This is a genomic window from Euzebya pacifica, from assembly GCF_003344865.1.
Taxonomy (GTDB): domain Bacteria; phylum Actinomycetota; class Nitriliruptoria; order Euzebyales; family Euzebyaceae; genus Euzebya; species Euzebya pacifica.
In genome coordinates this window covers 4,222,107-4,248,489 of sequence record NZ_CP031165.1, presented here as the reverse complement: position 1 = coordinate 4,248,489, position 26,383 = coordinate 4,222,107, and the positions used below count along the sequence as shown (strand labels likewise).

The 26,383-nt window shown below is 71.3% G+C and carries 22 protein-coding genes; 12 read left to right on the top strand and 10 right to left on the bottom strand.

All coding sequences use genetic code 11. The features are described 5' to 3' along the window. Positions 1-96 precede the first annotated feature (96 nt). A complete protein-coding gene (locus DVS28_RS18170) occupies positions 97-1,074 on the top strand; it encodes a GNAT family N-acetyltransferase (protein WP_114592721.1) in 978 nt (325 codons plus the stop codon). Here DVS28_RS18170 and DVS28_RS18165 read toward each other — a convergent pair. The 3 genes from DVS28_RS18165 to DVS28_RS28570 all read right to left on the bottom strand — a co-directional run bounded on the left by DVS28_RS18165 (position 1,047) and on the right by DVS28_RS28570 (position 5,018). Continuing rightward, on the bottom strand, positions 1,047-2,231 hold the full coding sequence (locus tag DVS28_RS18165) for a PPC domain-containing protein (protein ID WP_114592720.1): 1,185 nt from the start codon (positions 2,229-2,231) through the stop codon (positions 1,047-1,049). The genes DVS28_RS18170 and DVS28_RS18165 overlap by 28 nt on opposite strands. Before the next feature lie 123 nt (positions 2,232-2,354). Beyond that, positions 2,355-3,971 (bottom strand): 1,4-alpha-glucan branching protein domain-containing protein, encoded by a 1,617-nt coding sequence (locus tag DVS28_RS18160; RefSeq protein ID WP_114592719.1) that lies wholly within the window; start codon positions 3,969-3,971, stop codon positions 2,355-2,357. Positions 3,972-4,088: 117 nt separating this feature from the next. Further along, entirely contained in the window at positions 4,089-5,018 is a 930-nt protein-coding gene (locus DVS28_RS28570) for a helix-turn-helix domain-containing protein (RefSeq protein WP_164710726.1), read from the bottom strand. Between the two features lie 156 nt (positions 5,019-5,174). Between DVS28_RS28570 and DVS28_RS18150 the strand changes: the two genes are divergently transcribed. Continuing rightward, a complete protein-coding gene (locus DVS28_RS18150; protein ID WP_114594262.1) occupies positions 5,175-6,071 on the top strand; it encodes an alpha/beta hydrolase in 897 nt (298 codons plus the stop codon). Positions 6,072-6,177: 106 nt separating this feature from the next. Next, positions 6,178-7,728 carry an AMP-binding protein gene (locus tag DVS28_RS18145; protein WP_114592718.1) on the top strand — a complete coding sequence of 517 codons (1,551 nt, stop codon included), beginning with the start codon at positions 6,178-6,180 and terminating at the stop codon, positions 7,726-7,728. A 36-nt stretch (positions 7,729-7,764) separates the two neighbouring features. Here DVS28_RS18145 and DVS28_RS18140 read toward each other — a convergent pair whose 3' ends face one another. Further along, positions 7,765-8,577 (bottom strand): class I SAM-dependent methyltransferase, encoded by an 813-nt coding sequence (locus DVS28_RS18140; RefSeq protein ID WP_114592717.1) that lies wholly within the window; start codon positions 8,575-8,577, stop codon positions 7,765-7,767. Between the two features lie 49 nt (positions 8,578-8,626). Between DVS28_RS18140 and DVS28_RS18135 the strand changes: the two genes are divergently transcribed. The 5 genes from DVS28_RS18135 to DVS28_RS29270 all read left to right on the top strand — a co-directional run bounded on the left by DVS28_RS18135 (position 8,627) and on the right by DVS28_RS29270 (position 14,855). Further along, positions 8,627-9,928: a Kelch repeat-containing protein gene (locus DVS28_RS18135; RefSeq protein ID WP_114592716.1), complete on the top strand. Its 1,302-nt coding sequence runs from the start codon at positions 8,627-8,629 to the stop codon at positions 9,926-9,928. Between the two features lie 140 nt (positions 9,929-10,068). After that, positions 10,069-10,860, top strand: coding sequence for an electron transfer flavoprotein subunit beta/FixA family protein (locus tag DVS28_RS18130; protein WP_114592715.1), 792 nt, complete (start codon positions 10,069-10,071; stop codon positions 10,858-10,860). Positions 10,861-10,890: 30 nt separating this feature from the next. Next, positions 10,891-11,865: an electron transfer flavoprotein subunit alpha/FixB family protein gene (locus DVS28_RS18125; protein WP_114592714.1), complete on the top strand. Its 975-nt coding sequence runs from the start codon at positions 10,891-10,893 to the stop codon at positions 11,863-11,865. A gap of 1,208 nt (positions 11,866-13,073) precedes the next feature. Continuing rightward, the gene (locus DVS28_RS18115; RefSeq protein WP_114594261.1) at positions 13,074-13,571 is read left to right on the top strand and encodes a Dps family protein; all 498 of its coding nucleotides are present in this window, start codon (positions 13,074-13,076) and stop codon (positions 13,569-13,571) included. Between the two features lie 243 nt (positions 13,572-13,814). Next, on the top strand, positions 13,815-14,855 hold the full coding sequence (locus DVS28_RS29270; RefSeq protein WP_216826133.1) for a methyltransferase domain-containing protein: 1,041 nt from the start codon (positions 13,815-13,817) through the stop codon (positions 14,853-14,855). 16 nt (positions 14,856-14,871) lie between these two features. Here DVS28_RS29270 and DVS28_RS18100 read toward each other — a convergent pair whose 3' ends face one another. Both DVS28_RS18100 and DVS28_RS18095 read right to left on the bottom strand, forming a co-directional pair. Further along, entirely contained in the window at positions 14,872-15,825 is a 954-nt protein-coding gene (locus tag DVS28_RS18100) for an alpha/beta fold hydrolase (RefSeq protein ID WP_114592712.1), read from the bottom strand. A 52-nt stretch (positions 15,826-15,877) separates the two neighbouring features. After that, positions 15,878-16,762, bottom strand: a complete 885-nt coding sequence (locus tag DVS28_RS18095; RefSeq protein ID WP_216826132.1) for a helix-turn-helix domain-containing GNAT family N-acetyltransferase — start codon at positions 16,760-16,762, stop codon at positions 15,878-15,880. A gap of 78 nt (positions 16,763-16,840) precedes the next feature. Between DVS28_RS18095 and DVS28_RS18090 the strand changes: the two genes are divergently transcribed. Then, positions 16,841-18,244, top strand: a complete 1,404-nt coding sequence (locus DVS28_RS18090; RefSeq protein WP_114592711.1) for an FAD-dependent oxidoreductase — start codon at positions 16,841-16,843, stop codon at positions 18,242-18,244. 34 nt (positions 18,245-18,278) lie between these two features. After that, positions 18,279-19,601, top strand: a complete 1,323-nt coding sequence (locus DVS28_RS18085; protein ID WP_164710725.1) for an MFS transporter — start codon at positions 18,279-18,281, stop codon at positions 19,599-19,601. 144 nt (positions 19,602-19,745) lie between these two features. Here DVS28_RS18085 and DVS28_RS18080 read toward each other — a convergent pair whose 3' ends face one another. Next, complete coding sequence (locus tag DVS28_RS18080; RefSeq protein WP_114592709.1) at positions 19,746-21,068, bottom strand: ABC transporter permease; 1,323 nt, start codon at positions 21,066-21,068, stop codon at positions 19,746-19,748. Then, a complete protein-coding gene (locus DVS28_RS28565; protein WP_164710724.1) occupies positions 21,065-22,000 on the bottom strand; it encodes an ABC transporter ATP-binding protein in 936 nt (311 codons plus the stop codon). Before DVS28_RS28565 ends, DVS28_RS18080 begins: the two co-directional genes overlap by 4 nt. 99 nt (positions 22,001-22,099) lie before the next feature. Here DVS28_RS28565 and DVS28_RS28560 point away from each other — a divergent pair, with 99 nt between their 5' ends. Continuing rightward, complete coding sequence (locus DVS28_RS28560; protein WP_164710723.1) at positions 22,100-22,963, top strand: hypothetical protein; 864 nt, start codon at positions 22,100-22,102, stop codon at positions 22,961-22,963. Positions 22,964-22,975: 12 nt separating this feature from the next. Next, positions 22,976-24,376 carry a phenylacetate--CoA ligase family protein gene (locus DVS28_RS18070; RefSeq protein WP_164710722.1) on the top strand — a complete coding sequence of 467 codons (1,401 nt, stop codon included), beginning with the start codon at positions 22,976-22,978 and terminating at the stop codon, positions 24,374-24,376. A gap of 13 nt (positions 24,377-24,389) precedes the next feature. On the opposite strand, the gene DVS28_RS18065 is transcribed toward DVS28_RS18070, so the two are convergent. Together DVS28_RS18065 and DVS28_RS18055 are read right to left on the bottom strand one after the other, a co-directional pair. Next, positions 24,390-25,382, bottom strand: a complete 993-nt coding sequence (locus tag DVS28_RS18065) for a hypothetical protein (protein WP_164710721.1) — start codon at positions 25,380-25,382, stop codon at positions 24,390-24,392. A 32-nt stretch (positions 25,383-25,414) separates the two neighbouring features. After that, a complete protein-coding gene (locus DVS28_RS18055) occupies positions 25,415-26,374 on the bottom strand; it encodes an Lrp/AsnC family transcriptional regulator (protein ID WP_114592704.1) in 960 nt (319 codons plus the stop codon). Positions 26,375-26,383 lie beyond the last annotated feature (9 nt).

Sequence of the window (26,383 nt, the reverse complement as noted above, 5' to 3'; positions counted from 1 at the left end):
GAGTGTAGGACTAGTCCGGACCGTCTCCGACCGGACGGTTGGCCGCTGTACGAACGTGGGCATGTTGGGTGCTTGCTACAGCTACCGTTTCTCCTGATGAACGACCTTCGCCGTTCCGATCGAACCAAGGCCAGCACCGACGAGGACCCTCGTTCGGTCGACGAGGTGCGCCTGCGCGACGGCACGCGCATGTGGGTCCGACCGATCCGTCCGACTGACCGGACGCGTATCGAGGAGGGCCTGCAGCTGCTGTCCCCCCGTTCGCGCTACCTGCGCTTCCACAGCGCCGTGCAGCGGCTTTCGTCCTCGCAGCTGGCCTACCTCACCGAGGTCGACCACCACGACCACGAGGCGCTGATCGCCCTGGACCCGGACCTCGAGGGCGCCCCCGGCATCGGCGTGGCGCGCTACATCCGCCTCGCGGAGGACCCCACGATCGCCGAGGCGGCCATCACCGTCCTCGACGACTACCAGGGGCGTGGTATCGGCACCACCCTGCTCGGCAAGCTCGAACCGCTCGCCTGGGAACGCGGCATCCGGACGTTCCGCAACTACGTCCTGGCAGAGAACAAGGCGATGCTGGAGATCTTCGCCCAGCTCGACGGCACGTTCGTGCGCGAGGAGGCAGGGGTCTACCGGGTCGACGTGCCCATCCCCGAACCCGATGCCGAGCAGCCCGACACCCCGGCGGGCCAGTGGATCGCCAGCGTCGCCCGATCCCAGCCCGCGGACATGCATGCATGGGCGTACCCGTTCGGTTGGCTCGTCGAGCGTGCCGACGATGCCGTCCGCCAGCCGTTGCGGATGATCCGCCGGCTGGTCGAGGAGGGTGCCGAACGCGTCGACGGGGTCCTGAAGGATCGGGCGCTCAAGAACCGCGCGAGCAGGTCCGACGCCGACGAGGAACCAGCGGAGGACGGTCTGCCCGAGGACGTTTCGTCAGCCGGCGCAACACCGCCCGGAGACCAGCATCGTCGGGCCGAGGACCGGCCCGACGATGTGTCCGCTGACGTGTCGGCGGATGGTGGATCCGCCGACGACGACGGTCAGAACTCCGTCAGCGTGATCTCGTAGGGGCCGTAGCCGCTGGCGAACGCCGTGGCGACGACCGTGTAGGTCCCGGGCACGTCGATGGTGTACTCCAACCGGGCGTTGAGGCCCTCGCCGCCGTCGTCGTCCTGGGCGACCTCGCTGCCGTCCGGGCCGATCAGGCGCAGCAGCGGGTCGGTGCCCTCGTTCGTGCCCACCATGTCGATGCGGATGCGCTGGCCGACGACGCCGTCGTACTCGTAGGAGATCTCGGGCACGGCCTCCGACAGCTCGTCGGAGTCGGTCAGCACTGACGGGAACGTCAACGTGATCTCGAACGGCCCGGTGGTGCCCGCGAAGGAGGTGGCCTCGATGCGGTACTGCCCGTCGGCCGGCAGGGTCGTGGAGATCCGGGAGTTGCGGCTCTCGGAGAAGTCGAAGTCGTCGTTCTCGTCGACCAGAGCGCCCGAGGGGTCGTACAGGCGGAGGACGGGGTCGAGGCTGTCGGCCAGGGCGATCATGGAGATCTCCACGGCCGCACCGGAGGCTGCGTCGAAGAAGAAGTCCACCGACGGGACGGCATCGGTGATCTCACCGTTGGCGCTCTCGCCCATCGACATGTCATCGGCGCCACCGGGCGGCGCTGCCGGCGCGGCTTCCGTCGTGGGCGCCTCGGTGGCCTCCGGGATCGACGGCGCGGGCGGCGGGGTCGGCGCGGGCGGGGCCGGCGGAACCTCCTCGGAGGTGTCCTCGGTCGCGGCTTCCGTCGTGGGGGCCTCGGTGGCCGCCTCGGTCGTGGGGGCCTCGGTCGTGGCTTCTGTCGTGGCGACGGCGACGGGCTCGTCGTCGTCACCCCTGAGGACGAAGAACGCGCCGACGCCTCCGCCGATGATCACGAGCGCCGCGATGATCCCGAAGATGATCGGAGCGTTGCTCTTCTTCGGTGGCTGGAAGTCGCCGCCGCCGAAGCCTGGGGGGCCGCCGAAGCCAGGGGGACCGCCCCCCGGAGGGCCGCCGAAGCCCTGACCGCCGGGCGGCTGCTGGCCCCCCGGTCCCTGTTCGCCGTAGCCCTGACCGCCGAAACCCGGGGGTGGCGCGCCGAATCCGGGCGGTTGTCCGCCGGGCGGCGGGGGCTGTCCGGCGGGGTCGTACCCACCCTGTGGTGGCTGCTGCCCGAACGGTGGCGGTGGCTGGTTCGACACGTGATACCTCTCTGTCCCTCTGGGCGGATGCGCCCACGCGCAACCTGCCGGTTCTCGACCGCCAGTGCAAGGCAGCGATACGGCCGCAAGGGATTCAGAAGATCTTCGGGGTGACCCGACCGGTCAGCCCCGAGGCGGGGTGATCGCCGCCGGCACGCCTGCGCCGATGGGATCGTCGATGTCGGCGAGCTCCTCCAGGTCGTGGCCGCGACAGGCCTGCTCGAAGCGGGCGAGGTGGGTCTTGACCCGCTCCACGGCGTACTGCGGGGACTGCTCGCGGGCGATCATGAACGGCCAGTCCGACGCCTGCAGGAGGACCAGCTGTCGCCAGGCCGCGTCGCGCGACGACCCCTCGGGCAGGCCCATGAACCGGGCTTCCGCCTCACGGATGGCCGACCAGATCCAGCGGGTCTCGTCGGTGACCCATGCGGCGTGCCCCTTGCCCCAGCCCCACGAGGACTCCGGCAACGCCAGCCTCATGGTGGGTGGTCGGTCGTCCAGGCGGCGACGCAGCGTCGTGGGCCGGACGGCCGTGGTGTCGGCGAGGCCGCGGAAGACCGCCTCCAGCCACTGCGGTCCCTCGTACCACCAGTGGCCGAACAGCTCGGTGTCGTAGGCCGCGACGACGGTGGCCCCGTCCGGGCGGGGATCGAGGTGGCTGCGGATCAGCGAGACGAAGTCCGCGGCATGGGCTCGCACGCGCTCGGCGGCAGCGTCGGGACTGTAGGGCTGCTTGGCCAGCGAGGTGGTGTCGGTGACCCGCCACGACTTGTAGCCGCCCTCGAGGTCGATCATGTGGAAGTCGCGGTACCACTCGTCGGCCGGATACCCGCCGTGGGGGTTCCACACGGCGTAGGAAACCGCCAGGTTGCGACCGAACGCGGCCACGTCGGAGTCGCCGATCCACACGGGACCGTCCAGCACGTCCAGGGGGTCGCCGACCGGGTGCATGACCCTGGCCAGGGTCGACCAGTCCCGCTGGGGGGCGCCGGCCGCCCGGGCCAGCGTCGGGCCGTCCAGCACGAAGTGGTCCACACCGGCTTCGGCCCAGAACGCCTCGAGTCCCGGCAGGTCCGCCTCGGACGGACGCAGGATCGGGGTGCCGTCGGGCATGACGTGCTGCGGCGGGGCGGTCGGGTCGGCGACGCGCCCCGCGGGTCGGTAGCCGCACTCGGGGGTCCACACGCCCGTGGGTCGGTGGCCGAAGAGCCGTTCAGCGGTGGCCAGTCCGTCGGCGATCTGGCCACGGATGAGGTCGGGGGAGTCCATGAGCGGCAGGTACGGGTGGGTGGCCGGCCCGCCGAGCAGCTCGATGACGCCGGCGTCGGCCAGCCGGGCGAGGGGCGCGACCAACCCCTCGGTGAGCAGCCCGTCTTCCAGCTGTTCCAGGAGGCGGGTCTGGCGGGTCCAGTGGTGGGCCCACACCTCGCCGAGGGCGGCCTTGTCGTGGGCCGGGGCGGCGGAGCGGGTCCACTGCAGGTCCAGCAGCCGACGGCCGAGCCACCCGTGGAACTCCTCCAGCAGGTACGGGTCGGCCATCTGCTCGGCCAGCACGGGGGTGATGCCGAGGGTCAGCAGGTCGCGGTGTCCGTCGGCGGCCAGCCGCTCCAGCACGTCGATCAGCGGCAGGTAGGACTCCGACCACGACTGGAACAGCCATTCCTCGCCCACGGGAAAGGTGCCGTTGCGCCGGAACCAGGGCAGGTGGCTGTGCAGCACGAACGCGACGGATCCGGTCATCGACGGCCGGGTCCGTGGTCGGTGGGGACGCGCTCGGTCGGCCCGTGGGGGAGGCGGGGCGGGGAAGGCATGGACATCGGAGGGTAACCCGCCGGCCGGCGCTGCCCGGTTTCCGCCTCAGCGTCCCGTCGCGCGGTACGCCGAGGGTGTTGTGCCGAACGTCCGGCGGAACTGTCGGCTCAGCGTGGCGGCGTCGGTGAATCCCCACCGGAACGCGATGGTGGTGATGGTGGCGTCGGCCATGGCCGGATCGGCGAGGTCGCGGCGCACCCGCTCGAGCCGTCGACGCCGGATGGTGGCCGACACGGTCTCCTCGGTCTCGGCGAACGCCGCGTGCAGCCAACGGGGTGAGACGCCGAGGCGATCGGCGATGCTGCCGGGGGACAGCGACGGGTCGTCCAGCGAGGCCTCGATGATCGACACCGCGTCGCGGACCAGTCGGTCGTGGCGTGAGGCCTGATCGCCCGCGGGTCGGACCGCACGGCGAAGCAGGTCCAGGGCCACGTCGACCACGAAGCCTGTCTGCGCCGCAGGCACCTGACGAGCCAGCCCCGCAAGGGCGCGCAGGTGGCTGGTCAACAGTCCCGTCATGGCCCGGGACGCGGGCAGCTCCACGGGGCCCGGCTGGACCCCGACCAGGCGTTCGGCGGGGAGCAGCAGGGTCAGCTTGTGCAGCGGTTCGAGGACCCTGAAGGAGGCAGGCAGCCCCGAACGCCACAGCAGGGCGTCGCCAGCGCGGAGGTCCACGGCCACCTCGCCCTGCCGGACCTGCTCGCGCCCCTCGAGCACCACCAGCAGGCCCACGTGCTCGTCCGCGATCCCGGTTCGTCCGGGTCGCCGTCGCCCGCCGAGGAGCCCGCTGCGGCACTCGACCAGCGTGCCGTCGGCCAGGCCATGGGTGGTCAGCTGGCACTCGACAGGCGCGTCGTCCCGGAAGTCCAGCTCCCACGGGAGGTGGGTGCGGCCGAGGGCCTCGCGGACCCCGTCCGCCCGCTCGACCACGGGCAGGTCGGCGGTGGTCCAGTCCGGGGCCACGGCGGCCGTCACGTGCGGGGAACCCTCCTCGGTGCGGCATCGGCTCGAGCCGCTTCGCCCAGTGTCAAGGATCGTGCGCTGCGCGACAAGCGTCGTGTTGCCGGCCGGCCGAGGCTGCGACGACGGGCCGAGCCGGTCCGGGTAGCCGACGATGCAGGAGGACCACGGATGCGACACGACATCGAATTCATCACCACCGACGGGGTGGCGCTCAGGGGCTGGCGCTACGAGGCAGAAGGGGTGGACGGACCGGCACCGACGGTGGTCATGGCCCACGGCTTCTCCGCCACCAAGGAGATGTACCTGGACGACTTCGCCGAGACCTTCGCCGCGGCCGGCCTCGGTGTCGTGGTGTTCGACCATCGCGGCTTCGGCGACAGCGAGGGCGAGCCGCGCCAGCACATCGACCCGCGACTGCAGATCAACGACTACCGCGACGCCATCACCTGGGCGCAGCAGCAGGACGCCGTCGACGCCGACCGGATCGGCATCTGGGGATCGAGCTACGCCGGTGGCCATGTGCTGGTCGTCGGCGCCATCGATCGACGCGTGAAGTGTGTCGTGTCGCAGGTGCCGCTCACCTACGGGCTGGAGTCGGCCCGCCGGCTGATCCGCGGTGACATGTGGGCGGGTCTGCGCGAGGGGTTCGATGCCGATCGGGTGGCACGCATGGCAGGACAGCCGCCGGCCGTCATGCCTGTGACCGCACCCGAGGGAGAGCCCTGCGCGTTGCCGACCGCGGACACCCACAGCTTCTTCACCGAGCTGTCACCGGACCGGGGCAAGGGCTGGCGCAACGAGGTGACGCTGCACTCCGTGGAGCTGTTCACCGAGTACGAACCCGCGGAGTACATCGGTCGCATCTCGCCCACTCCGCTGCTGCTCGTTGCTGCCCGGGGGGACCACCTGACCCCCTTCGACCTCGCCGCCCGGGCCTACGAGCAGGCGCTGGAACCCAAGCGCTTCCTCGCGCTGGACGGCGGCCACTTCGACGCCTACGTCGACGAGGCGTTCGCCGTCAACGCACCCGCGCAGCGTGACTGGTTCGTCCAGCACCTCGTCTGAGCACCCGTTGGGGCTTCGCGGGCCCGGCTCCCTCCGGGTCTGCGACGCACTAGGGTTCGCACCGTTCGTCGCGAACCGAGCACCGGCACATCTGGAGGGCATCCACATGAAGGTTCCGTTGACCATCAACGATTTCCTGGACCGCGCGGTTGCGGTCTACCCCGATCGGCTGGCGATCGTGGACGAGCCTGACCAGCCGGCACCGCCGCTGCCCGACCTGACCTACCGCGACCTCGGCGAGCACCGTCGGGCCATGGGGGCGGGACTGGACAAGCTGGGCGTGCCGATGGGCGGTCGCGTGGCGATGGTCAGCCACAACTCCGCGCGGCTGCTGTCGGCGTTCTTCGGGGTCAGCGGCAACGGCCGGGTCTTCGTGCCGATCAACTTCCGCCTGCAGCGCGACGAGGTCGACTACATCGTCAAGCAGTCCGGCGCGGAGATGCTGCTGGTCGACCCGGAGCTGGAGTCCACGCTCGCCGACATCGAGGTCGACCGGTTCGCCGTCCTCGGCCAGGAGTCCGACGCGCTGCTGTACGACTGGGACGGCACCCCGCAGCCGTGGACCCCCGACGAGGACGCGACCGCGTCGATCAACTACACCTCCGGCACGACCGCCCGGCCCAAGGGCGTGCAGCAGACCCACCGGGCCCGCTGGACCAACGCCGTCACCTTCGGCTGGCACGCCGCGGTCACCGATCGCGACGTCTACCTGCACACCCTCCCGATGTTCCACTGCGACGGGTGGGGGATGCTCTACACCGTCACCGGTATGGGGGTGCCGCACATCGTGCTGCGCAAGGTGGATGGCATGGAGATCCTGCGCCGGGTCGAGCGCCACGGCGTCACCCTGATGTGCGCCGCTCCGGCGGTCATCAACGCCGTCCTGGATGCGGCGCCGAGCTGGGACGGCCCGGTGCCCGGCCGCGACCGCGTCCGTGTCATCGTCGCTGGTGCCCCGCCACCCACCCGCACCATCGAACGGGTCGAGACCGAGCTCGGCTGGGAGTTCATCCAGATCTACGGCCTCACCGAGACCGCCCCGCTGGTGACGATGAACCGCTGCCGGCAGGAGTGGGACGACCTGACGCCCCACGAACGGGCCGAGAAGCTCGGCCGCGCCGGTGCGCCGACCATCGGCATCACGATCGACACCGCCCGCGACGGTGAGGTCCTGGCCCGCGGCAACCACATCCTCGCCGGCTACTGGGACAACCCCGAGTCCTCGGCGGATGCACTGCGGGAGGCCGACGACGGGGAGGTCTGGTTCCACACCGGCGACGGCGGGGTCATCGACGACGAGGGCTACCTCGCGATCACCGACCGCAAGAAGGACGTCATCATCTCCGGCGGCGAGAACGTGTCGTCGATCGAGGTCGAGGACGTCATCTTCGCCCACCCCGACGTCGCGGAAGTCGCGGTGATCGGGGTGCCCGACGAGAAGTGGGGCGAGACCGTCATCGCGTTGGTGCTGCCCACCCCGGGTGCGGAGCTGACCGAGCAGGACGTCATCGACCACTGCCGCCAGACGCTGGCCCACTACAAGTGCCCGACCAAGGTCGAGTTCCGCGAGGAGTTGGCACGGACGGCCACTGGCAAGCTGCAGAAGTACAAGCTCCGCCAGCCCTACTGGGAGGGCATGGACAAGCAGATCGGCTGACGGGCTCGGAGCTGTCGGTCCCGGCGTGCTGGCGGGTCAGGTCGTGCAGACCGCCAGCAGGTCGAGGCTGTCCTCGAGGTCGTCCTCGGACCACACGAAGTCGCGAGGGCCGATCCGTCGCACGAGGGCGTGCAGCCAGCGGGGCCACTCATCGATGGGTTGCAGCACCAGGTCGGTGAAGGCCTGTCCGGTGGCGTCCTCGGCTGCGGTGATCCGGGCGCCGTGGTGCAGGCCGAGCAGCCGCGTGACCGCGAAGCCGCCGACGTCGGTCAGCCGTTCGACCAGCTCGACGGGTGAGAACTCCTCGACGTGGAAGACGTTGGTCGGCTCGTGGCTGTGTGGCGTGAAGGTCAACCGGTTGGGGGTGGCGACGATGAGCTCACCGCCCGGGCGGAGGATGCGCCGCTGCTCGCCGAGGAAGCGGCCGACGTCGGGCAGGTGCTCGATGACCTGCAGGTTGACCACGACGTCGGTCTCGCCGGTCGGCAGGCCCGTGTCGCAGATGTCGGCGGTCAGGAAGTCGACGCGTGCGTTGCCGTCCGGCTGACTGGCGTAGCGCCGGCGGGCGTGGTCGGCGACGGGCTCGACCAGCTCCACGCCGGTGGCGGTGGCGGCGACGGCACCCAGCATGGCGGTGCCGTAGCCCTCGCCCGATCCCGAGTCGACGACGCGCTTGCCGACGCAGCGGGTGGCCGCGAACCGGTAGGCGACGACATGCCGCTGGAACCAGTAGTTCTCCTCGGGAACCCCGGGGATGGTCCGCTCGCCGGTCAGGGGCAGCTGGGCGTCGGCTGCATCGGCTGCATCGGCAGCGTCGGCGGGGTCAGTGGGTCGGGCAGGTGAGGTCATCGGGTGGGCAGCGTAGTCCGGCCGCCGGCTGTCGACCTACGGTGGGGGCATGGCCGAGCCGAGCCGACCTGCGGGTGGGGGCCGCGGCGCGCTCGTCCTCCTCCTGCTGGTCATGGGCGTCGGCCTGCTGGTCCGCAGCCCCGCAACCACGCCCCAGCCGGACGGTCCGCTGGCGGCCTTCGACAAGGCGCCGTTGCCGGTGACCCCGGAGGAGTACGCCGAGGCCGTCCGTGGGGGGACGTGGACGACGTTCGGCGCCCGCCCACCGGTCAACGGCTTCAATCCGGGTGCGTCGGTGTGGACCGGGGATCGGCTGCTGGTCGGGTTCACCCCCGAGGTGGCCCAGCTGGACCTCGACGCGTCCCTGGCGGACGCCTGGACGTCGTTGCCACCCCATCCCGCCGGTGCGCTGGAGGTCGAGTCGGTGGCCTTCAGCGATGGTGACGTCATCACCTACGGGCCGACGTCGTGCGCCGGGTGTGGCCCGACGGCTGCGGTGCACGCCCTGGACGTGGTCGCAGCGGTGTGGCGCGAGCTGCCCCCGGTCCCGGGCGCGGTGGCGGACCAGTCCCAGCTGGTCGACGTCGACGGTCGTGTGGTCCTGGTCCGGGCCGCTGCTGACGGTGTCGATGCGCTGGAGCTCGACGAGGTCTCGGGGGCCTGGGTCGACCTGGCCGCGCCGTCGTTGCCGGGGTCGTTGCGCTGGCAGGCGTTCGCGGCGGGACCCTCCCTGGTGGTGGTGGGGACGTTGTCGCGTCCGGACGGCGAGGCTGCCGCCGGCGCGTTGGCCTGGGACGGGGACCGAGGCTGGCGGGAGCTGACGGCGGGTGCGCCGCCGCCTTCCGGCGTGGAGCAGGCAGCCGCGGTGTGGACGGGGGAGGAGGTCGTCGTCCTCGGTGGTCGCGCCGCGGAGGGGGACGATCCCTACGCCCGTGGGTGGGCCCTGCGCCTGGACGAGGGGGACTGGCGCAGGCTGCCGCCGCTGCCCGAGGACTTCGTCGCCATGCCAGACCTGGCGCAGGTTCGGACGCTGGGCGGCCTGGTCGGCACGTGGGACGGCGATCGCGCCGTCTTCGTGGGCGGGCTCACCACGCCGCTCTTCGCGGCCTGGGTGCCGGACAGCGGCTGGGCGATGTCGTTGCCGACCACCCCGCGGGCCGGTGGCCGGGTCTGGTGGACCGGCCAGCAGCTGCTGCTGTGGGGCGGTGTCGACCGCGGCGGACCGGCCCAGGACCTGCAGCTGTGGCCGACCCGGCCGGGGTTCTCCGCGGCGCTGCAGGAGGGTCCGGAGCGGGGGGTTGCGGAGGAGCTGGACTACGCCGATGTGGGAGTCGGGCCCGCAGGTGGGTAGGCTCCGCCACGATTTCGGGACGACGGCATCGCGATGTTACCGTTCGGTAACCAGACCCAGCGGGTCCGACGTGCATCCAGCCAGACGCCGACGCTCGCCCCGTTCTCTTTCCGTCCCCAACGACTGTGAGGCAAATCACCGTGCGAATCATCTGCCCGGTCAAGCGCGTGCCGGACACGGCCGCAGAGAAGAAGGTCACCGAGGACCTGACCGTCGACCGCGATTCGGTCGAGGCCATCCTCAACGCCAACGACGAGTGGTCCATCGAGGAGGCGCTGCGGATCAAGGAGTCCCGCGACGACGTCGAGATCGTGGCCCTCTGCATGGGGCCCGACACGGCCCAGCAGACCGTCCGCAAGGCGCTGTCCTACGGCCTCGACGCCGCGATCCAGATCACCGACGAGGCCGTTGCCGGCTCCGACGCCGTGGCCACCGCCCGCGTCCTGGCCGCCGCGCTGAAGGACGAGGAGTGGGACCTCATCATCATGGGCAACCAGTCCTCCGACGCGCGGTCGATGCTGGTCCCCGCGATGCTGGCGGAGTTCCTCGACGTGCCGGCGCTGACCTACGCCAAGCGCCTTGCCGTCGGTGACGACGGTGCGGTCGAGGCCGACCGCGAGACCGCCGGTGGCCACGAGACCGTGCAGACCACCCTTCCGGCCGTCGTCTCCGTCGTCGAGGCCATCAACGAGCCGCGCTACCCCAACTTCAAGGGGATCATGGCGGCCAAGAAGAAGCCGCTGGAGACCAAGGACCTGGCCGCCATCGGCCTGTCCGCCGACGACGCCGGCCACGCCGGGTCGGCCACCAAGGTCCTCGAGGCCACGCCCAAGCCCCCCAAGGAGGCCGGCGAGAAGATCGAGGACGACGGAACCGGGCAGGTGGGTGCCAAGGCGCTCGTCGACTTCCTGGTCGAGAAGAAGTTCATCTAGTCAGACGAGACGCCACAAGGAGCATCGAACATGACTGACATCCTCGTCCTCGTCGAGCACGACGCAGGAACCCCGAAGAAGATCTCCAACCAGATCCTAACCGCTGCCAAGGCCAAGGGTGACGGCGACGTCATCGCTGCGCTGTTCGGCGCAGGTGCTGCCGCGGCTGCCGACAAGGTCGGCGAGTACGGCGCGACCAAGGCGCTGGTCTGGGAAGGTGCCGAGGCCGACGACTACGCCACCGAGCCGAAGGTTGCGGCGCTTGCTGCGGCCATCGAGGCCTCCGGCGCGTCGATCGTGCTGTACGCCGCAGACCCCTTCGTCACCGACGTCGTTGCCCGCTGCGCGGTCCGCGTCGGCGGTGGCGTCGTGGCCGACGCCGTCGACCTCGAGCTCGACGGCGACCGGATGGTGGCCACCAAGGCCATCTTCGGTGGCGACATGAGCTCCCGTTGCCAGGTGCAGGGCGACCGCACCCAGTTCGTGGGTGTGAAGGCCAACAGCTTCCAGGCGGAGTCCTCCGGCGGCGGCGCTGCCGAGGTCACCACCCTGGACGTGTCCCTGCCCGAGAGCGCCACCCGCGCCAAGATCTCCGACCGCGTCGAGGCCGAGTCCTCGGGTCGTCCGGAGATGACCGAGGCGGCGATCATCGTCTCCGGCGGTCGTGGCCTGGGCAACGCCGAGGGCTTCGACCTCGTCGGCGAGCTGGCCGACGCGCTCGGCGGCGCCGTCGGTGCGTCCCGCGCGGCGACGGACGCCGGCTGGATCCCCCACAACCACCAGATCGGCCAGACCGGGAAGACCGTGTCCCCGAGCCTGTACGTGGCCAGCGGTATCTCCGGTGCCATCCAGCACCGCGCCGGCATGCAGACCAGCCAGACCATCGCCGTCATCAACAAGGACGGCGAGGCCCCGATCTTCTCGATCGCCGACATCGGCATCGTGGGCGACCTGTACAAGGTCATCCCGCCGCTGGTCGAAGAGATCAACAAGCGCAAGGGCTAGATCCGTCGATGCAAACCTCACGCCCCGCTGGCAGTTGCCGGCGGGGCGTTGTCGCTGCCGAGCAACTAACTAAATTGGGTCAGACGTCCTTCTCGAAAGGCAGTGGTGGTATTGACTCTTGTCGTTGCCAGGATTAGGGACGGCAGTATTTCGGTCGTCGGAGACACGAAGGTTACGAATGACCTAGGAGACGAGAGAGCCAATCGTCACGTCTACGACGCTGCCAACTGTATGCGCAAGGTCATGCTTCCCCGCGAAGACCTTTGCATCGGGGTCGCGGGCAGCGACCCCGACAGGGCATTGCGGTGGGCTATGGAATGCGCGACTCACCTCCTGCCTGACCTGTTAGAGTCTTTGCGGGAGCAGAAGGCCCACACGTTCTTGGTCGCCTCAACGGGGGAGCAGGGGCCCAGACTGTGGACGGTGCGAGCGGGGAGCATAGAAGACCGGACCGAAGTGGGAAACGCATGGATCGGTGACCAGAGCGCCTTCAGCACTTTTCAGGCGCGGTACGCGCCGCGCCGAGAAGAAATTGGTGACGAGACGTCGGAGACGTTCCTCATGGCGTCCACACTCGTAGGGATGCTGGACCCCATGGCTCAGACGGGGGCGACTGTCGGAGGATTCGCAGTTGTGGCTCAGTCTGAAGGGCAACGGTTTCGCTATGTCGCAGAACCTGGACGAGTTAACCCATGGTTGATGGAGTTGTATGTAGACCCGCAGTCAGCGGACGTCGGAATTCGTGTGCCTGTGGGGGGCGACCGGACGATCATGACTCACCTTCCTGTCGTCGGAACTGGCGACACCTACGGTGCTTGGGGGATGTTTGTGCCGGAAGCACGTCGGGGCCTCCTCTTCCCGCACGGCGCAGCGGACGCCCCTCGCGAATTATGGGTGATGACGTTAGAGGACTTCGTGTCAGAGGCAAACAAGAGGCATAGCCAGATCGTCGTTCCGGGCGTTACGGGTTCTTGGGGTAAACGGCCAGAACATGTCGTGACTTCCGAGTCCGTCCGCTAAGAAGCAGCGTCAACGGGAAAGGGCTAGGACCTTCAGCTCCCCCGACACCCCGCTGGCTGCTGCCGGCGGGGTGTCGTCGTGTTCGGCCACGGAGGTGTCCGTCGATCGTTCGGACGGTTTGAGACCGCCGACGCGGGGCTATGTGTTGCGGTGACTCACCCCCCCGCCACTCCAAGGAGATGATCCACATGGCCGCTTGGCCCAATGCTGGACTCGATGAGGCCACCGCCGAGAAGATCCGCACCCACCTGCAGGAGCGCCTCGTTGCGCTGATCGACCTCCAGCTGACCCTCAAGCACGTGCACTGGAACGTCGTCGGCCCGAACTTCATCGGCGTCCACGAGATGCTCGACCCCCACGTCGACACCGTCCGTGAGTTCACCGACGAGGTCGCCGAGCGCATCGCTGCCCTCGGTGGCCAGCCCATCGGTACACCGGGCCACGTCGCCTCCACCCGCACCTGGGACGAGTACGACATCCGCCGCGCCAGCGTGGAGACCCACCTCAAGGCACTGGACGCTGTGTACACCGGCCTGATCGGTGACCACCGCAAGGTCATGCACGAGCTCGAGGAAATGGACCTGGTCAGCCACGACATGCTCGTCGGCCAGACCGAGGCCCTCGAGATGCAGCAGTGGTTCGTCCGCGCACACCTCGCCAACGCCGACGGGCAGCTGCCCGAGTAACCCCGCAGTCTCCTTCCAGAGAACGGACGTGACCGCCCCTCCGGGGGCGGTCACTTCTGTGTTGTGCCGTGCCATCGTCCTTGACTCGACCCTGTGCATGTGACCGCTTGATCACCTACCGCGTCCCGATCAGGCTGGTCCACGACCGCTCGAGCACGCGATGGAGAACACGATGGAGACGGTGTACGAGATCGACATCCGCACGAGCCCCGAGCGGCTCTGGGCGGCCATCACCGACTCGTGATGGACTTCCGCCTCGAGCTCGTCCTGCTGCCCGTCGCCGACGTCGACCGGGCCAAGGCCTTCTACGCCGAGCAGCTCGGCTGGTCGGTCAAGGTCGACCACCAGCCCAACGACGAGTTCCGCGTGGTCCAGATGGACCCGCCGGGCTCCGCATGCTCGGTCAGCTTCGGGGTCGGTATCGGCGATCCCGATCGCGACCCCGTCCAGGGGACCCACCTTGTCGTCGCCGACATCGTGGCTGCCCGCGGGTTGCTCGTGGACAGGGGAGTGGACGTCAGCGAGATCCGGCACATGGCGAAGGAGGGCTGGCGGCCGGGGGCCGACCCCGATCATCGGGACTACGTGTCGTTCGCCGACTTCGCCGACCCCGACGGCAACACCTGGGTCCTGCAGGAGGTCGGCCACCCGGCCGGTACACGGGACGCCGGCCAGCCGCGGGGTGGGCGCCAGTTGCCCGAGGACTGGGACGCGTCCTACGACGAGACCCCGCCATGGGACATCGGCCGTGCGCAGGCTCCCCTCGTCGCGCTGGCCGACTCCGGCGCGCTGGACGGTCGGGTGCTGGACCTCGGCTGCGGGACGGGAGAGCACGCCCTGCTGGCCGCAGCGTTCGGGTCGACCGCTACCGGTGTCGACATCGCACCCACCGCCATCGAGCAGGCGAGGGCGAAGGCGCTCGAACGCGGCCTCGACGCCAGGTTCCTGGCGCGAGATGCGCTCGAGATCGACGACCTCGGCGAGACCTTCGATGTGGTCCTCGACAGCGGGTTCTTCCACGTGCTGCCCGACGACGCGCGGCCCCGCCTCCGGGACATGCTCCGTGCGGTCCTCTCGCCCGGCGGGACCTACTACCTGCTGTGCTTCAGCGACCGCGTACCGGGCGACGACGGACCGCGACGGATCGCCCGCAACGAGATCACCGACCTCTTCGACGGGCACGGCTTCGACGTCGTCAACATCGCGGAGGCCGGGATCGAGGCCACGTTCCTCGACGTGCCCGTGCCGGCGTGGCTGGCCACCATCGTCCGTCACCGGACCTGAGCGGTCGTCGCCGACGTCACGACATGGGGGCAGCCGACGACAGGCTTTTGACCACCTCGACCAGCGACTCGGGGTGGGACCAGTTGATCCCGTGTCCGCCGCCGGCCACCCAGACGTTCCTGGCGCCAGGGATGTCGCGGCCGAGCGCCTCGGAGTGCCACCGCGGGGTGGTGTGGTCGTGCTCACCACAGACGACGACCGTGGGTACGTCGATCTCGCCCAGCCGTTCGTAGAAGCCCGTGGTGGCCAGCCGATCCAGCAGCGGCAGGACCCCCTCGAGGTCGGTCTGCTGGAAGTCCTCGAGGAACGCCCGACATGCCGCGGGGCTGGGATCGGGGCCGTAGATGGAGGCCGCGAACGGCAGGCCGATCAGCTCCGTCCGGAGCACCGCGCCGAAGACGCCCGACTTGATGAGGGGGATCTGCAGGCGGTTCTGCGGTGCGTCCTTGAGGGCCTCGCCGGCGAAGCTGCCGAACAGGACCAGGCCGGCGAGGCGGTCGGCGAACGCCGGATGGTCGAGCAGGGTCGCGATCGCGAGGTAGCCGCCGGTCGAGTGGCCGACGAGGACGGTATCGGTCAGGTCCATCTCCTCGAAGACGGCGACGTAGTCCTCGGCGATGACCTCGGGCTGGACGCCGTCGGTACCGATGGTGGTGTGGCCGTGGCCCCGCCAGTCGAACGCCACGACGTGGTAGCCCGCCTCGACCAGCGCTGGTTGCACCAGCGACCAGGCCAGGATCGACACCCCGAACCCGTGGGCGAGCACGACCGTGGGGCCCTCGCCGGCCTCGACCACGCGGATCCGCGTCCCGTCGGGGCGGTCGATCCAGCGCGTTCGCCCGGGGGGATCGGCCCCGATCACCTCCGGCGGGGCCGGGTCGGGGTTCGCCACGATCTGGTCGTGGGTCCGGCGGAGGAGGAGGGCGCCGAGCCCTCCGAGGGCGGCGAGGGACAACAACGGCAGGCGCATCCCCCGAACCTAGGGGAGTTCCCCCGACCCGCGCCCTCGCTCCGCTCCGTTCCTATCGGCGGCGTTCCATCAACACCGTGTCGCGCCATTCCCCGTCGAGCTGGGCGATGCGGTCGCGGACGCCGACGGTGCGGAAGCCGGCCGAGCGGTGCAGGCGCAGGCTTGCGCGGTTCTCGGGGAACACCACCGCCTGGAGGGTCCACAGGCCGGCCGCGTCCGCGCCGCGGACGAGCGCGTCGATCAACGCGACACCCACCCGCCGTCCACGGAACGCCTCGGCCACGTAGACCTGGGTCTCCGCGACCCCCGAGTAGCAGTCCCGCGGCGACGTGGGGGACAGCGCAGCCCAGCCGGCGACCTCGCCGTCGATCGTGGCGACCAGCCGATGGTCGGCCAGCCACTTCCCCTCCAGCGCCGCCACCGACGCGACCTCGGTCTCGAAGGTCGCCAGCCGGGTGGCGATCCCCTCGCCCATGATCCGCCGGACGTCATCCCAGTCCTCGTCGGCGAGGGCTCGGATGGTCACGTCGGAGGGCACGTCATCAGGGCAGCAGGGAAGCGCGTCGAGCGTTCCCATCACGACGTCGGCGGCATGTGGCAGGCCCGAGCAGCACGCCTCGTTGACCCGCACGATCGTCGACGTGCCGACCTTCTCCAGCGTCACGAATCCGGCCTCCGACAGCAGCTTGACGTGGTGGGAGACCGTCGGCTGGGCGATACCGACCTGCCTCGCCAACGCCCCGACCGCCAGGCCGCTGGTCGCGGTGGCCACGGCATGCAGCACCTGCACCCGCGTCGGGTCGGCCAGGGTGGCGAACCACGACGCGTAGGTCTCCGCGGCAGACGCGTCCAGCGGTCCCGGTGGCGGCTCGCAGCCATCCGGCCCACACACGTCGGCGGTGGCTGAAGAAATCATCTGAAGCTCGGTTGCGCTCATCCATCGACCATCGTAGATTAACGACCGTCAATCGACATCTTTCGATGAATCACCTCCTTCGATGAAAGGTCGCCCGCGATGAGCGCCATCACCCCGGCTCCCACGCACTCCTCCGCCGTCCAGCCCACCGACGCCACCCCTGTCGTCGTCATCGGTGCGGGTCCGATCGGCCTCGCCGCCGCTGCCGAGCTGGTGCAGCGAGAGATCCCGGTTGTCGTCCTCGAATCCGGCGACACCGTCGCTGCCGGCGTCCGCAGCTGGAGCCACGTCCGCTTGTTCTCGGAGTGGTCGCAGCTGATCGCACCCTCCGCCCGCGCGCTGCTGGAGCCCACCGGCTGGACCGAATCGAACCCGACCGCCTACCCGACCGGCGGGGAGTGGGCCGACGCCTACCTGCAGCCGCTCGCCGACGCCCTGAACAGCGGCGACAGCGACCGTGTCCGTACCGGACACCGCGTCACCGCGGTCTCGCGGCTCGGGAGGGACCTCCTGAGCGACACCGGGCGGGACACCCAGCCGTTCGTCGTGCGAGGCACCACCCCCGAGGGCACCTTCCGCCTCCAGGCCGCCGCGATCGTCGACGCCTCGGGCACCATCACCTCGCCCAACCCCCTCGGCGCCGACGGGCTGCCGGCTGACGGCGAGCTTGAGCTGGCCGACCACCTGACCCACGCCGTCCCCGACACCACCGACCCCGCGACCGCCCAGCAGCACGCTGGCCGGCACACCGCCGTCGTCGGCGCCGGGCACTCCGCCATGACCGCGCTCATCGGCCTGGCAGACCTGGCGCGCAGCCAGCCCGGCACCCGCATCACGTGGATCCGTCGTCGCGGCCTGACCGCCGACAGCTTCGGTGGCGGCGCCGCCGATCAGCTGGCCGGTCGTGGTGCGCTCGGCCTGGCAGCCGCCCGGACCATCGAGGACGGGCTGGTGGAGGTCGTCGAGGGATTCCGCACGACCGCCGTACGTCGCGACACCTCCTCTCCCGACCGGGTGGCGCTCGTCGCGGAGGACGGCCGGACCGTCGACGACGTCGACCGAGTCGTCGTGCTCACCGGCTTCCGTCCCGACCTGACCCTGACCTCGGAGCTCCGGGTCGACCTCGACCCATCGGTGCAGGCCCCACGTGCGCTCGCCCCGCTCATCGACCCCAACGTGCACTCCTGCGGGACCGTCCCTCCCCACGGGGTGGCCGAGCTGGCCCAGCCCGAACCGGGCCTGTACACCGCGGGCATGAAGAGCTACGGCCGCGCGCCGACGTTCCTCGCCCTCACCGGGTTCGAGCAGGTCCGCTCCATCGTGGCGGCCATCGCCGGCGACCACGAGTCGGCGGCACGGGTCGAGCTGCAGCTGCCCGAGACCGGCGTCTGCGGGGGCACAGGCCTGGACGATGCCGCCCTGGCCGAGCTCGGGTCCGCCGATGCCTGCGGTGTCCCGGTCGCCGGAGGCCTGCCGCTGGCCACCACGGGCGGCTGCTGCTGACCCCGGGGTTCGCCCCGCGTCGTCGGAGGCGTCGATGATCCTCCCTCCCCCTGACCTGCGACGACCCGTCGTGGGTCTGGGGCTGGTCACCCTCGCCGCCTACGGAGGGTGGTTCTACGGCTTCGGCGTCCTGGTCCAGCCGATCGCCGACGACACCGGGTGGACCGTCGGCATGCTCGGTGCGGCCTACGCCGCCGCCCAGCTGCTGGCGGGCCTCGGTGCAACCCTCGGTGGCCGCCTGCTGGACCGCAGGGGAGGGCGGATCACGTTCACCATCGGCGGGGCCCTCGGCGCGCTCTGCCTCGGCGTGGCGAGCACGGCCACGACGCCGCTCCTTTTCGGTGCGGCCTTCGCGGTGGGCGGCGGGCTCGCCGGGGCGACGGGCTTCTATCACGTGACCATGGCGGCGGCTCGACGGCTCCGACCGGACCGTCCCGCAGTCGTCATCGGCCCGTTGACCATCATCGGCGCGTTCGCCTCGCCCGTCTTCCTGCCGATCACCGCCTGGGCCGTCGGCGTCCACGGCTGGCGGCCCACCCTTGCGGGGCTGGCCGTCACCACCGGCGTGGGACTCCTGCTGGGAGCGACGATCGCCCCGGGCGGTCGGGCCGACGACGGCCTGCCGGTTGGCCCCGGTGCGTACGAGGACGAGGGTGATATGTCGCTGCGGGCTGCGGCCGCCCTTGCCTGGGTCGACCCGCGCGTACGCCGCCTCCTCCTGTTCGCGGTCGGCTATGGGGTGGGCGCGTCGATCCTGCTGGCCTACCAGGTGCCGACGATGGCCAGCTTGGGCCTGCCGCTGGCCACCGCGGCGACGCTGGCCGGGGCCCGCGGCTTCTTCCAGCTGCTCGGCCGGGTGGGACTCGACGGCATGGTCCAGCGGTTCGGGTCCCGTCGGCCGCTCGCTGGGGTCATGGTCCTCGCGGTGGTGGCCTGCCTCCTGCTGGGCGGCAGCACCACCGTCGTGGTCGGGGCGGTCTACGCCGTCGTGGGTGGCGCGGCGCTGGGCGCCCACTCACCGTTGTTCGGCATCCATGCGACCTCGGTGCTGCCGCCCCGCCACCTCGGGGCGTTGGTCGGCGCCGTGCAGTCGGTCGGCGGGATCGCCTCCGCTGCCGGACCGCTGCTCGGCGGGCTCGTCGCACAGGCCACCGGCAGCTACCTGCCGGCCGTCGTCATGGCCGCCGCGGGCTTCGCCGTCGCCGGGCTGGCGATGGCCGGGCCACGCCCCTCCGCAGCCGTCCCGGCCGCCCCCGGCCCCGATCGCGCCGATTCTCGTCAGGGGACGACGGAGGCCCCGATCGCGCCGACCGGGGTGGCTGGTCACCCGACCGGCGCGACCCCGCCACGGCCGTAATCGCGCCCGTAGTCGTCCATGGACGATGGAGGCCCCGATCGCGCCGACCGCGCGGCGCCGATGGCCCGGCCCGACCGCCCGCCGCCGACTGCGCCGGCCCGACCGCCGCCGCGCCGTCCTCCCGGCTCCGGCCTGGCCGGCCCGTCAGCCGCGGTGTTCCTCGCGGATGGCCAGCCACGAGCCGATGGCGATGGTGTCGACGGCCATGCCGACCAGCGTCGCGATGGGGCCGGCCGCGAGGGGCAGGCCACGGAGCATCGAGTCCCGCAGCAGCTCCAGCGCATGGCTCATCGGCAGCACGTCGCCGATCGGCTGGGCCCACGGCAGCAACCGCTCCGGGGACAGCAGCAGGCCGCCGAAGAACACGCTCAGCAGCAGGATCAGCATCGCGCCCTGGACCACCTGGGTGGTCGTCCGCGCGACCCGGGACAGCAGCAGTCCGACGCCGATGCTGGCCAGCAGCTCGGCCACCACGACCAGCGCGACGGTCCCCACGCCTGCACGGAACGGGGCGCCCAGCAGCAACGACACCGCTGCCAGCAGCACCGCCGCCAGCGCCGAACCGGACAGCACGTAGGCGACGGCCTGGCCGGCGATCCGCTCGACCTCGCGCAGCGGCGAGACGCCGAACAGCTCGACGGTGCCCAGCTCGCGCTCGCGGCTGCGGGCCAGCGCGACGAACGTCAGCGTCAGGTGCTGCAGGATCAGCGCCACGACCGCCGGGGCGTAGAACTGCGACGTCGTCACGCGACCGCCGATGCTGCTCGCCCGACCGTCCAGCGGGGCCGCCACGACGTCGGGGTCGATCTCGATCAGCTGCTCCAGCTCGATCGACGCGTCGTCCAGGACGATGGCCAGGTCCTCCGGGTCGGTGTCGGACTGCGCCATCAGGACCGAACCGGCGGGCCCGTCGAGGGTCTCCCGCAGCCCCTCCACCTCCTCCAGCGTCGTGGCGGCCTGGGTCTGGGCCTCCTCCACCGCCCTGGACAGCAGGATGTCGTTGAGGTCGCTGACGGCCCCGCGGGTGAACAAGCGGATGGCCTGGCTCTCCAACGGGTCGATGAAGGAGTGGATGACCTCGATGGTGGCGCGGTCGTTCTGCTCGACCGCCTCGATCGGGTTCTCGGGGAAGACCACGACCACGTCGACGCGTCGTCCGCGCAGCTCACGCATCGCGTCCTCACGGTCATCGGTCACGTCGAGGATGGTCAGCCGCTCCGACTGCGAGTCGGCGTACCCCCGGACCACCTCCGCCAGCTGCTCGTCACCGGGTGGCGTCACGAAGATCGACCGGACCGCCGGGTCCTCGGCCCGGACCCCCGACCCGAACAGGAGGAGGATCAGCAGCGGTCCGACGACCAGCACGAACAACATGGCCGGCTGGCGGACCAGCTCGACCAGCTCCTTGCGGCTGACCCCGCCGATGCGACGCAGCGAGAGCCGCAGCCGACCCATCAGGTCCTTCACGACTGTGCCTCCAGGAGCGCCACGAACACGTCGTCGAAGGCGGCGGTGTGGCGTTCGGCCAGCACCACGTCGACGTCGGCGTCGTGCAGCGCGGCGGTCAGGACCTCGATCCCCTCCGCGGCGTCGGCGACGACGATGCGCACGGTGCGGCCGTCGTCGCCCACGCGTTCGATCCGGCGCACGTCGTCGCGGACGGCCAGTCGTTCCAGCACGCGGGTGGGGATGGTCGCGGACGCCGTCAGGTCCACGGTGTCGCCGCCAGCGGCGGAGCGGCGGAGCCCGTCGGGGGTGTCGTCGGCGATCATCGTGCCGCCGGCCAGCAGGCCGACGTGGTCGCACATCGCCGCCTCCGACACGATCTGGGTGGTCACGAACAAGGTCTTCCCCTCGTCACGGAGCTCCTGGAAGTGGGTCCACAGCCGTTGCCGCAGGACCGGGTCGAGCCCGCTCGTCGGTTCGTCGAGGAACAGCACGTCGGGTTCGTGGAGGATCGCGGCGGCCAGCGCGACCCGGCGCTGCATGCCGCCGGAGCAGTCCCGCAGCGGTCGTCCGGACGCGTCGGTCAGGTCCAGCATCTCCAGCGCATCGGCGATCCGGTCCTTGGCCTTGCGCACGCCGTACAGGTCAGCGACGAACCGCAGGTTCTGGGTGACCGTCAGGTGGGGGTACAGCACGCCGAGCTGCGGCATGTAGCCGATCCGGCGTCGCTGCGCGGTGGTCAGCTCCATGGGGTCGGTGTCGAACACGCGGACCCGACCGCCCGTGGGTTCGAGCACGCCGGTGAGCAGCCGGACGGTGGTGGTCTTCCCGCTGCCCGACGGGCCGACGAAGCCGCGGATCGAGCCCTCGTCGACGTGCAGGTCGAGGTCGTGCACGACGACGTCGTCGCCGAAACGGCGTGTCAGGTCAGTGGCGGTGATCGGTGCCGGCACGGCGGAGGCCTCTCGATCGGGGGACGGAGATCGGCGTTGCGGAACTGCCGCGCCGACGGTTGGGACATGTGATGTCCGGATAGGTTCAGGCCGAAACGCATGCGACTCTTTCCCCTCCGTCCCGCCGTCCTCGTGCGGGTGCTCCAGGCCGTGGCCACCATCGGCCTGCTTGCCGCGATCGTGGGAACCGTCGTCGGGTGGGGGCTGCTCGGCCAGGCCGAGGCGGCGCTGGAGGACTCGTTGACGCTCACCAGCGACACGCTCGTGGCGCTCGACGCCTCGGCGGGGGTGGCTGCGGACTCCATCGAGACGCTGGGCACGAGCCTTGCCGCGCTGGAGGAGACCGCGACCAGCCTGGACACGGCCTTCGACGAAGGCGAGGTGCTGATGGAGGACCTCGCCGAGCTGGTCCGCCGTGACGTCGCCGAGTCGTTGACCGCCGTCGACGATGCCCTGCCGGGCCTCATCCGCGTCGCCGGGACGATCGACACGACCCTCTCCGCGCTCAGCAGCCTGCCGTTCGGCCCTGCCTACGACCCCACGGAGTCCTTCGCCGACGCGCTGCGGACCCTCGACGTCTCGCTGGACGGGCTGCCCGACCGGCTGCGCGAGCAGGCCGACCAGATCGACGCGACCGCCGGCAGCCTCGGCGACGTGGGCGAGGGCGTCAGCGACCTGGCCAGCGACCTCGCCGGGTTCGACGCCACCCTGGCCGACACCGCCGAGCTGCTGGACACCTACTCCACCACCATCGAGGAGGGCACGGCGCTGGTGGAGGAGACCACCGAGCAGCTGGGTCGGCAGCTGGTCTTCGGGCGCATCGCCCTCGTCCTGCTCGGTGTGGCCTTCGCGTTGCTGCAGGTCGTCCCGCTGCAGATGGCTGCCGTGGCGGCGGCCGGGATTCGTGCCCCGGCGGCGACCACGGCACCGACCGCTGATGGCGTTGGTGGGTCGGGCCTCTAACATCCCGTCCCGATGGCGACGACACCGTGGTTCAGGCTGCCGCGAGAGGTGCAGCGACGTGAGCAGGACCGAACCCTCCGGGAGTGGGTCCGGCGCGAGGTGACGCCGTTCTCGCGGTTCTGGCGCGATCGGATCGCCGGCATCGACGTCACCGACGTGGAGTCGTTGGCCCGCGTGCCGGTCGCCACCGAGGCCGACCTGGCCGGCGCGGGCGGGCCGGGCAACCCCGCGCTGCTGCTGAGCCCGACGGAGGACCAGTTCAAGGCCAACGCCCCCCGGGGCGAGCTGTTCGCCGCCGCACGGCAAGCCGGCGGACGGGGAACGACCGGTCGGCGGGAAGCCATCTGGCACCGCTACAAGGCCGTGCATGTCCACGAGGCCGGCGTCGACCGGCTGCTGGCCATCGCCTACACGCGCGCGGACCTCGACCTGCTGCACCTGGCCGGAGCCCGCTTCGCCGAGGTGGTCGGCTGGGGTGCTGAGGACGCGCTGCTCAACCTGGTGCCGTCGGGGCCGTCGGTTCGCCACTGGGCGCTGTACCACGCGGCCCTGGCCAGCCGGATGACGGCCCTGCACCCGCGTGGCGCCGGCCAGGCCGTCATGGGTGCGGCCCAGCGAGGCCTCGCGATGCTGCCCGCGTCGATCGTCGCGCTGCCCACCGACGAAGCCGAGTCGACCCTCGACGGGCTGCTCGCCAAGGGCACGGTGGCACGCAACCTCCGGCAGCTCCTGGTCGTCGGCTCGCCGCCCGACGCGGCCACGCGCGTGCGGCTGGCCACCCTGGGGGAGAAGCTGGCCGGGCGTCCCGTCACCGTGCAGGCCGCATGGGCGCCCGAGGCGTCCAGGGTGCTCTACGGCGAGCAGCCGCCCGCCGCCAACGACCCGCCCGAGGCCACCTACGGGCTGCTGACCTACCCCGACCTGGAGGTGCTGTCGGTGCGGGACCCCGCCACCGGCGCGACGGTGGTCGATGGCGGGCCCGGTGAGCTGGTCATCACCTCTTCCGGCTGGCGCGGCACGGCGCTGGTCCGCTACGCCACCGGATCGTGGGTCGCGGGACTGGAGGAGGAGCAGAACCACCCCGTGAGCGGCGCGACCGTGCCCCGGTTGGCCCCCTCGGCCGTGGATGGTGCGTGGCAGCCCGCCGTGGTCGTCGACGGCCGGACCCGCCGTCCCGACCTGCGCAACGTCACCCGCATCATCGAGCCGGCCATGGCCAGGGTCGGTGGGAGGGACTGGTCGTTGCGAGTGGCCGACGGTCGCCTGCGGCTGGCCCTGGACGCCCCGGCGGGTGCCGTCCTCGACGACCGTGACCTCGCCCGGCGAGTCGGCGAGGCCTGCGGGCTCGTGCCCGACGTCGTCCGCGACCCGGCCGCTGCGGCCGAACGCCCCCGCCTGGGCCGCGCCGGCTGATCACCCCGTCGGGTCAGCTGACCTGCGCGGTGTAGCTCGGCAGCGCGTCGACGGTCGAGGCCATGTCATAGACCGTGTGGTCGATGGCGTCCGCGGGGATCTGCCCCGAGAGCACCGTCAGGCCCGACGGTGCGGGGTCGGGGTCGACGGCGGGTTCGAGCGTCACGAACGTCGTCATCCCCGCCAGGTCGACCGGGAAGGAAAGGCCCTCGGGAGGAGAGAGGAGGAAGTCCTCGCCCGGCAGCGGCGGGCCGCCCTGGTCGCCGGAGAACCCGTCGAAGTCGTCGGGGGTCGCCGGGTCGCCGAACCGGCCGGTCGTCACGTCCACGCCGTCGATGGTGACCCACCCCTCGTACACCCATTCCGCCGGGAGGGCGGGCAGCACCAACCCCGGCGCGCGGGGGATCAGGACGTACCAGATCCCCGATCGTTCGTCGGAGTCGCTGCCGTTGGTCGGTGTGGCGAGGATGTACTGCCCGCTGGCGCCGCTGAGGTCGACCGGCACCGCTGGCTCGATCGTGCCCGTCCCGTCGGCCACCGTGCCCGACAGCAACGCGGGCCCGTCGGCGCTGGGGCCGGCATGCACGTCGACCCTGCTGACGTCCTCGGGGGTCGTGGCGTCCAGCGTGACCGTGACCTGCCCGCCGTCGAACCGCACCGTGCTGGCCACCGGCTGGCCGGCCGCCTCGACGACGACGGTGTAGTCACCGGCCGGCAGGCCGTCCCCGTCGAGCACGAGCGTCGCCCCCCTGTCGTCAGCCGGCTCGATCGGCTCCGTGGGGACCTCGGCGTCGGTGGGCTCGGCGTCGGTCGGCTCGGCGTCGGTCGGCTCGGCGTCGGTTCCCGCTGCCGCGGTGGCCTCGGGTGCGGTGGTCTCGGTCGCCGGTGCCGGTTCGCTCGTCGCGGGTACCGAGGTCGCGGTGCCGGCGACGTCGAGGTCCTCGCCTCCTCCGCAGGCGGTGAGGAGCAGCATCAGGACCAGGGAGCGGATCAACGTCGAGCGCATGCCGGCATCCTCGCACGACTACCGACGCCCGTTCAGTCCCCCAGCCGGGTCAGCCGGATCCAGGCGCGCTTGACGACCTCCAGCTCCAGCGACAGCTCGGTGCGGCGGATGCCCTCCATCCGGCCGAGGACCGTCGTGGCGAAGCGGTACAGGTCGGCCTGATCGCGTAGCAGGACCTCGGCGACCAGCTCGGCCTCGCCGGCCGACGCGGCCAGGTAACGGACCTCGGGTCGTTGGCGGAGCTGGTCGGCGACGGTCTCCAGGCAGCCGAAGTCCACCCCCAGCCACACCAGCGCCTCGACGTGGTAACCCAGCGCGTCGGCGTCCAGCAGGGTGGAGATGACCACCCGCCCGTCGCTGATGAGGGCGTCCACCCGCCGGCGGGCCATCGACTCGCTGATGCCCAGGTTGGCCGCCAGGGTGGCCACCGACATGCGGCCGTCACGGGCCAGCTCGCCGACGATGCGGTGGTCGATCTCGTCCAGCGGATCGGCCGCCACCTCGGGCCGGCCGTCGGGACCCACGGGCAGGGCTGGCCGCTCGTGGTGGCTGAGCTTGTAGTGGCGCATGACCGTCGACGTGACGGTCGACTCCACGCCCTCGACGACGTGCAGCTCGTCGAGGACCACCCGCGCGAGGTGCTGCTGGGAGGTCACGATCAGCTCGGCCACGACGTCGGAGGTCCCGGTGACCACGGCCAGGAACCGGACGTCCTCGCGCACCGCCAGCTCGTCGAGCACGTTGCCGATCCGTCCCGGGCTGGTCCGCATCCGGATCAGCACCGGGTAGCCCAGGTTGCACCGCAGCGGATCCAGGCCGCCGACGACCCGAACGACGCCGTCGCCCATCAGGCGCTGGGCCCGCCGTGACGCGGTGGTGTCGGCGATGCCGACGCCCCTGCCGATGTGGTTCCAGCTCGCGCGGCCGTCCCGCTGCAGCTCGGTGATGAGCGCGCGGTCGGTGTCGTCCAGCACGGGGGCGGCGGTCTCCATGGGGCTGTT

Bases quoted from the DNA above. Each gene is read 5' to 3' on its own strand.
- DVS28_RS18170 (WP_114592721.1), top strand. From the start codon at position 97: ATGAACGACCTTCGCCGTTCCGATCGAACCAAGGCCAGCACCGACGAG.
- DVS28_RS18160 (WP_114592719.1), bottom strand. From the start codon at position 3,971: ATGACCGGATCCGTCGCGTTCGTGCTGCACAGCCACCTGCCCTGGTTC.
- DVS28_RS18150 (WP_114594262.1), top strand. From the start codon at position 5,175: ATGCGACACGACATCGAATTCATCACCACCGACGGGGTGGCGCTCAGG.
- DVS28_RS18145 (WP_114592718.1), top strand. From the start codon at position 6,178: ATGAAGGTTCCGTTGACCATCAACGATTTCCTGGACCGCGCGGTTGCG.
- DVS28_RS18140 (WP_114592717.1), bottom strand. From the start codon at position 8,577: ATGACCTCACCTGCCCGACCCACTGACCCCGCCGACGCTGCCGATGCA.
- DVS28_RS18135 (WP_114592716.1), top strand. From the start codon at position 8,627: ATGGCCGAGCCGAGCCGACCTGCGGGTGGGGGCCGCGGCGCGCTCGTC.
- DVS28_RS18125 (WP_114592714.1), top strand. From the start codon at position 10,891: ATGACTGACATCCTCGTCCTCGTCGAGCACGACGCAGGAACCCCGAAG.
- DVS28_RS18115 (WP_114594261.1), top strand. From the start codon at position 13,074: ATGGCCGCTTGGCCCAATGCTGGACTCGATGAGGCCACCGCCGAGAAG.
- DVS28_RS29270 (WP_216826133.1), top strand. From the start codon at position 13,815: ATGGACTTCCGCCTCGAGCTCGTCCTGCTGCCCGTCGCCGACGTCGAC.
- DVS28_RS18100 (WP_114592712.1), bottom strand. From the start codon at position 15,825: ATGCGCCTGCCGTTGTTGTCCCTCGCCGCCCTCGGAGGGCTCGGCGCC.
- DVS28_RS18095 (WP_216826132.1), bottom strand. From the start codon at position 16,762: ATGAGCGCAACCGAGCTTCAGATGATTTCTTCAGCCACCGCCGACGTG.
- DVS28_RS18090 (WP_114592711.1), top strand. From the start codon at position 16,841: ATGAGCGCCATCACCCCGGCTCCCACGCACTCCTCCGCCGTCCAGCCC.
- DVS28_RS18085 (WP_164710725.1), top strand. From the start codon at position 18,279: ATGATCCTCCCTCCCCCTGACCTGCGACGACCCGTCGTGGGTCTGGGG.
- DVS28_RS28560 (WP_164710723.1), top strand. From the start codon at position 22,100: ATGCGACTCTTTCCCCTCCGTCCCGCCGTCCTCGTGCGGGTGCTCCAG.
- DVS28_RS18070 (WP_164710722.1), top strand. From the start codon at position 22,976: ATGGCGACGACACCGTGGTTCAGGCTGCCGCGAGAGGTGCAGCGACGT.
- DVS28_RS18065 (WP_164710721.1), bottom strand. From the start codon at position 25,382: ATGCGCTCGACGTTGATCCGCTCCCTGGTCCTGATGCTGCTCCTCACC.
- DVS28_RS18055 (WP_114592704.1), bottom strand. From the start codon at position 26,374: ATGGAGACCGCCGCCCCCGTGCTGGACGACACCGACCGCGCGCTCATC.